This is a genomic window from Enterobacter sp. 61D5, assembly GCF_034107965.1.
Taxonomy (GTDB): Bacteria; Pseudomonadota; Gammaproteobacteria; order Enterobacterales; family Enterobacteriaceae; genus Enterobacter; species Enterobacter cloacae_M.
In genome coordinates this window covers 3,435-9,022 of record NZ_JAWNFK010000026.1, presented here as the reverse complement: position 1 = coordinate 9,022, position 5,588 = coordinate 3,435, and the positions used below count along the sequence as shown (strand labels likewise).

Annotated in this window: 5 protein-coding genes and 1 pseudogene; 1 reads left to right on the top strand and 5 read right to left on the bottom strand. The window is 56.1% G+C overall.

What is annotated here, in order from left to right; all coding sequences use genetic code 11:
- The 5 genes and pseudogenes from fimD to UTM25_RS21180 form a co-directional block, all read right to left on the bottom strand.
- The coding region (fimD, locus tag UTM25_RS21200) for an outer membrane usher protein FimD (RefSeq protein ID WP_320715301.1) at positions 1 to 2,004 on the bottom strand (2,004 nt) is incomplete at its 3' end.
- Between the two features lie 14 nt (positions 2,005 to 2,018).
- Positions 2,019 to 2,711, bottom strand: coding sequence for a type 1 fimbria chaperone FimC (gene fimC / locus UTM25_RS21195; RefSeq protein ID WP_109844909.1), 693 nt, complete (start codon positions 2,709 to 2,711; stop codon positions 2,019 to 2,021).
- A 34-nt stretch (positions 2,712 to 2,745) separates the two neighbouring features.
- Entirely contained in the window at positions 2,746 to 3,291 is a 546-nt protein-coding gene (fimI, locus tag UTM25_RS21190; protein ID WP_023310642.1) for a type 1 fimbrial protein subunit FimI, read from the bottom strand.
- Between the two features lie 68 nt (positions 3,292 to 3,359).
- Entirely contained in the window at positions 3,360 to 3,923 is a 564-nt protein-coding gene (gene fimA / locus UTM25_RS21185; protein WP_320704282.1) for a type 1 fimbrial major subunit FimA, read from the bottom strand.
- Between the two features lie 161 nt (positions 3,924 to 4,084).
- Positions 4,085 to 4,423 (bottom strand): annotated as a pseudogene (locus UTM25_RS21180) (IS30 family transposase); the annotation flags it as partial.
- 350 nt (positions 4,424 to 4,773) lie between these two features.
- Here UTM25_RS21180 and UTM25_RS21175 point away from each other — a divergent pair.
- Positions 4,774 to 5,334 carry a DUF2913 family protein gene (locus tag UTM25_RS21175; RefSeq protein ID WP_319858562.1) on the top strand — a complete coding sequence of 187 codons (561 nt, stop codon included), beginning with the start codon at positions 4,774 to 4,776 and terminating at the stop codon, positions 5,332 to 5,334.
- The last annotated feature ends 254 nt before the right edge of the window (positions 5,335 to 5,588 follow it).

Here is a 5,588-nt window from a genome sequence, read left to right as displayed (position 1 = left end):
GAGATCGTGCTGGTCGCGGGAATAGTTGTAGCCCACGCCCAGCGTGCCGTAGGTCGCCTGCCAGTTGGCGCTGGCGCTTCCGCTTGAGCCGTTGGTGCTGGCGTGTCCCTGGGTCACGCTGTAGTTCAGGTTGCGGTCCTCCAGCAGCGTTCCGCTGACGCCGGTTTGCCAGCTTGTGTCGCCATCGCTGTTTCGGCTGGCGGATGCCGTAACGTAGGCGCGGTCAATCGCGCTGTCCCGGCGATAGCCCTGACGGGTAAAGAGGCTGAACGGCACGGAGACGTTAAACGACGCGATCCGATCGGTGCCGTCTATCCCCACGGATTTGTTCCACGACCACGAGACGGAGTAGTTGATCCCCTTCACGCCCCCCGCGTAGCCCAGCTGGTACCAGAGGTTCGTCTCGTCTGTTCCCCAGTAGGTCTGCTCGCTGCCGGAGATATAGACCGAACCGTAGTCCCCCAGCGACTGAGAAACGTTGAGCTGGAAGCGGCCTTTTTTATTCCACGTCAGGTTGTGATAGCTCTGCACGTCCGGCACATCGTTATCGTTCTGGCTATCGGCATACTGATAGCCCTCCATTGAACGCCAGGCGACATCGTCGAGGGTGTAAAACCCTTTTGTGGAGTAGCGGTAGCCCAGCAGCTGGAAGTTGGTGCCGAAGCCATTAAGGGATTTCGCGTAGAGGAAGCGCAGAGACTGCCCTTCATGCCTGCTGTCGTCCGCAAGCTGGCTGCGGGCATGGGTGATATCAAGCGAGACCGCGCCCCAGTCGCCCAGGTTTTTCCCGGCCCCGACGGCCACCGCGGTATAGCGTGACGCCAGCTGGGTGCCGCCGTAGAGCGTGTAACCGTTGGCAAGACCGGTAACCAGGGTCCCCTGGGTGAAGAACGGTGTGTCCTGATCGCTGTTCCCGCTGCGGTAATCCCCCGCGACGAGGTCGTACTTCCAGCGACCTTCGCGCTGCAGGAGCGGGACGGTGGAGTACGGCACGGTATAGCGCTGCTGGGTGCCGTCTTTCTCTTCGACCGTGACTTCCAGGTCACCGCTTGAGGAGGTCGGGTTAAGATCGGTAATGGCAAATGCGCCAGGCTGGACGTAGCTTTGATAGATAACGTAGCCGTTCTGGCGAACCACCACTTTGGCGGGCGTACGGGCGATCCCGCGCACGGTCGGCGCGTAGCCCTGCAGGCTGTCCGGGTACATGCTGTCAGACGAGAAAAGCCGTCCGCCGCGAAAACCCATGCTGTCGAAGACGTCATTCCCGGTATTGCTGTCGCCCAGCACCAGTTCGCTTTTAAGCGGGATGACGGTGCGCTGCGCCCAGGTGCCAATATTCTGCCACTCGCTGTGCCGCTGCCCGTTATTCTGCGTGTACCGCCATGCGCCGTTGTTACGTAAACGCCAGGCGCCATAGTTCAACCCGCTCTGCAGGTTAAGGTAATAGCTGTCGTCTTCGCTTCCCCGGTTACCGGTGAAGCTGTAGTTTACCAGCGCGGCGGGAATGCCTTCATCCCACTGTTCGGGCGGAATGTAGCCCCGGGCGCTGTTTTGCAACGCCACCTGAGGCAGGCTGACGTCCAGACGCTGTGAGGCAAAGTTGAAAGCCGTTTCGCTGCCGGGTATGGCCGTGGTCAACGGAACACAGGTGTCGCCCTGCACCTTAGCCAGCTCGGGAAACGCCGCGATGTTGACGCCAAAGCGATCGAGCATCGCGCGCGTAATGCACGCCGATAAACCGCCCGCTACCGGCGGCGTGTTCTCGGCCTGCTCGAAACGCACGTCCTGGGTACCGATAAACTCATCGTTACGCCAGATATCCACACGATAAACGCCGGGTGCCTGCTGGTGTCCTTGTTCAAAACGCGACAAATCCGCCACGCTGGCGGCGTCGTCGGACAAGAAGGCCGGGTTGAAGTAGCTTTCGCTCCAGCCAGCCTGCGGCCAGAGCGCAGCCATCAGCGCCAGCGCAACCGGGCAGTAACGTCCCTGGTGGTTTTTCATCGCCCTGACTCTGCTCACAGGTTAACGCTGCGCGCCGGGGTGATGGCACCGTAGTCATTCACGCTCTGCCAGGAGAGCGTACCGCTGGCACCGGCTGGCAGCACCTGCTGAGCCGAGCTTTTCGGCGCAACCATCAGGTTTTCCAGCGTCTGCCCGCCCAGCTTCAGATTGACGAGGGTGATGTAATACGGGGAAGCGTTGCTGACTTTGAGATGGCTGCCCGCGCGCTCAAACCGCAGCTGGGAAAGCGCCTCTTCCGGCTGCATCGCCAGGTTGTTCGGGCGCACAAACAGCTTGATGCGTGAGAGGATCGCCAGCTGCAGCACGTTATTGTTTTCCGTTTTCGCTTTGTTCACCGATGGGATCGCCTTCACGTTCATGTAAAAAAGCGATTCGCGATCGGCAGGCAGCGCCGGCCCGGCGTAAATAATACGCAGCGTGTTTTCACTGTTCGGCTCGCTGACAAACAGGGGCGGAGTGACGGCAAAGGTTTTTTCTTTTTGCCCGCTCGCATTTTCGATCCACGCGTTAATTAAATAGCGTTCCTGTTTGTTGCTGTTGGTGATCGCCAGCGACGTTTGCTTTGCCTCTGCGGGATAAATAACGCGCGTGGCCCCCAGCGCAATACCGCCTGAAGCATTTGCGCAGGCAGAAACCATCATCAAAATAAACGATAAAAAAAGTCCTGGTTTAATTAGGGTATTCATCACAACCGTACCTTTAATAATGAGTTCGCAGGTGTTATGGATAAATCAACGTAAACCAGACATCCGACTGAATTTTGCCTGGCTCGAGGTGTTCGGAAATAGCCCGATAGCGGGCGCTAAAATGGAACGCGAGCTCGCGGGTATCGATCGGCAGCCAGCTGACGGCCGTGGCGTTTGGGATAATCTGACGCTGCTGTTCGTCAAAGAGCGCCAGCCCCACGCCGCTGCTGACAGGCGTTTCACCTGGCCGCGATGTCGCCAGAAAGACCTGCGGATCTTCCGCGGGCGTCACGCCCTGAAACTGGATCCCCACGGTGCGCGAAACATCAACGCTGCAGTCCAGCAGCCGCACGGTAAAAGGCACGTTAACCGTGGAAAAACTGCCCACACCGGAAAATGAATTGGTTCGGTACTGCCCCATGTCGATGCGCATATTCTGGCTGTCGGGCGCCACGGCGCAGCCGCCGTTCACCAGTTCACCCCGGAGATGAACCTTGCCACCTTCGATCACCACGGTATGCGCCGATGCCGGACAAGCCATCGCAAGGGTTAACAGCAGTAGTGTTCCAGTCCTTGTCATCCTTCGTTCCTGGCATTTGCGTATGACGGGCCTCGTCCGTGAGGCCTGAACATCCCTGTGCGGAGGAATTACTCGTATTTCATTACGAAGGTGGCGTCAGCGTTCGCCTGGCCTGGCTCAGTGGTGGCAGCCGTTGATTTGTAACGTGCGGTGAACTTCAGGGTGTTCGTCCCTTCGATCAGCGTCTGCGCAGCAGAGAAGGTCGCACCGTCTGGGGTCAGAACGCTGGATTTGCTGTCGAGGATCTCGATACCCACGCCTTTCGCGGTGTTGTCGTTGCTGCCGGAGGTCACGGCCAGCAGGGTTTTGTCGGTTGGGTCGATCTGACCGGTGAACGCAACAGCGGCAGTTTTGGCAACCAGCGGATCACAATCATTCAGTTCAATGTTGAATGGAATATTAGAGGTGGTGTCGCCCACTTTGGTAAATTTCGCGGTACGATACTGGCCCAGATTAACGGTCTGCTCGGAAGAATCAGTATTTACTGCACAAGCCGCATTAACCAGTTCACCTTTAAAATGTACGGTACCGCCATTTACGTAAACCGGCGCAGCAGGAGCTGCTGCATTTGCGGCACCTGCAACCAGGGCCAAAGTAGCAATAACAGTAGAAGCAATGCTGCTGAGTTTCATGTCTATTCCTTTAAAATGTAAATAACCCTTCCCGCGAATAATCGGGAATAAGAAATACGTTCAATTGATTAATTGAACGCTTATTTCGGAGGAGACAAAGTAGCCTGGGAAGGAATATTCCGTCAAGGTATTAAAGGCGGATTCAACTCCGAAGTGCAACGCTAAGTCGCCTTTCTTAGCTCTGCAAACACCACGGAGGGTTGTCTGAACCCAAGACACTTGCGTGGTCTGCTGTTCAGGGTCCCCTGATACCTAGCCAAGTCCTCTTCTGACACCGTGCGCAGGTCTGTCCCCTTACGGATAAACTGCCGCAGAAGCCCGTTTGTGTTCTCATTTAACCCTCGCTCATACGAGGCGTAGGGATGCGCGAAGTACATATCTGCTTCCAGCGCCTTTGCGATTGCCTTGTGTTCACTGAACTCGAGACCGTTATCGAAGGTTATCGTGTGGCACACATCACGGTAATCGCTCAGTAACGAGATAATCGCATTGCTGACCTCGGGGTATGAAGCCCAACCGTACGAAAACGTACGCTAAGTACGTTTTTTAACCAAGGCGTCGTTTTTTATTCTCATAGCAAAGGCGACTATAAAGGCCATTCATCGCTTGCCACGGTGTTTCAGGGAACAGGCGGTAGAAATTTTCCCAGAAGCACTGGGTACAGGAAGGATTATTCCCGGCGACGAAGTCAGCAAAAACAGACGGATATGAAAAGTTATTCTGACGGGCTACGGCCTTCAGAGCCTGTTTAACCATTTTAGTGTGAGCGAGCTGATGCTCAGTGGAATGTGGCATGGGAGTACTCTGCTGAAATAAGACCCTGGGATGCCATATTCTGCCACACTTCGATTTGCAGCCGCCAGGCTGCTTAGTTCTTGCCCTGCACACGGCGCGGGAAGACGGCCTGGTGGTGTCGGAGTCGCAGGAAAATCTGTTTATCAGCCGCTGGTTTGCGCAGGCGAAAAAACAGCGCCGGTTCTCGCGTGACGTGGCCACCGATATTGACTGGGTAATTCGTGAGGGCCGTACGCTCGGCGTTCGTGCGCGGCTGCGCCATAAGCTGGATTATCTCTGGCGCAGCTGTACAGGCGAACTGTCAGAGCAGAACGATCTTTTTCGCCTGACCTACGCGCTGGAGCTGGCGAAGCAGTACGACTGGGTGTATCACGTCCTCAGCGACAGTGACTGGAGCGGCCGGCGTCAGATTCAGCCGACGGCGTCGGTAAACAGCATCTTTCTGCTGAAAAGCGCGCTGGAAATCGGTTTTAATGATGACGGGACGCAGGTTATGCCGGTTCCGGCCAGAATTGGCGGGCGCGCTGAGGGGCTGAATGCGCTGCTGAAAACCTGTGGCTGGGAGGCCGTCAGCAACGACGACCAGTGGATACTGATGACTATCCGCACAGGCTGAAATGCACCGGATTTTAATCAGTTATTCTGTACACCTCTCTCCCTGATACTTTTGTCTCCCTGATTTCCGGAGCGGTTCAGTTACGTTGCTCCCGAAACCCCAAATCCAATCTTCTCTCCACACCGCAACCTACAACTTTGCAGTGAGCAGGATTTACCCTGCTTTTCGTTTATTGCGCTTTTCGTTTATTTCGTATAACCTCAGTTATAACAGTTGCCGTCATATCAAAACCGAAACCGTAAAACCGTAAAACC